This window comes from Kosakonia sp. H7A (assembly GCF_003028445.1).
Taxonomy (GTDB): domain Bacteria; phylum Pseudomonadota; class Gammaproteobacteria; order Enterobacterales; family Enterobacteriaceae; genus Kosakonia; species Kosakonia radicincitans.
In genome coordinates, this window is record NZ_PYTZ01000041.1 from 1 (window position 1) to 665 (window position 665).

Consider the following 665-nt stretch of genomic DNA (forward strand, 5'->3'; position numbering starts at 1 on the left):
CGGACTTCGGGCCGGAGTGGTCGTACGACGCTGCGAAACTGTCAATCCCGACCTTCGCCATTGCCGGTACTGGGTTCTTCGACGCTGGGACGGCCCAGAACATCAATGCCACCGAGGGGCAAGGGATCATCCCGCTCTGGTCGCTCCAGAATATGTTCGACGCCATCCCGGATGATGTCGCGAAGATCATCGCCCGTCGCGGGGGGGCGGATCACGGCGACACCCTGACAACCGGCAGTGGATACATGACCGCATGGTTCGCCTACTGGCTACAGGGCGACCAAGAGGCAGCCGCCGCGTTCTCTGGCGATCGACCTGAAATCGCTGCCAATCCCAAGTGGCAGGACTTGCAGATCAAGACTGACGACTGACGACGTGCACCGCGGGCCGAGTTATCCGGCTACCTCAGGTGCAAAGCCGATGGTCAAATGAGAAGGGATACTCAATTGCCGCACGGCAAAGTTCCCCGAAAGTGGCCTTGTGGGTACCTACAAGAGCAAAGAATGCCGAGATGATGCGAGTCCAGTGGCCGCTCTTGGCCGAAAGCAGACATTCGAGCGGCCGGCGCAGGGATGGATGCTAATGTCAGGTTCCGACCCACAGCGGTCCTCGGGCCGGTTTGATCCGCTCTGAGCTCGAACTTTGGTGAGCACCCAGGTCCGAAG

The 665-nt window shown here is 60.5% G+C and carries 1 protein-coding gene; it reads left to right on the forward strand.

The genetic code is table 11. The features are described from left to right. On the forward strand, nucleotides 1-371 hold a 371-nt coding region (locus CWM66_RS28970), incomplete at its 5' end, for a hypothetical protein (protein WP_199200069.1). Nucleotides 372-665 lie beyond the last annotated feature (294 nt).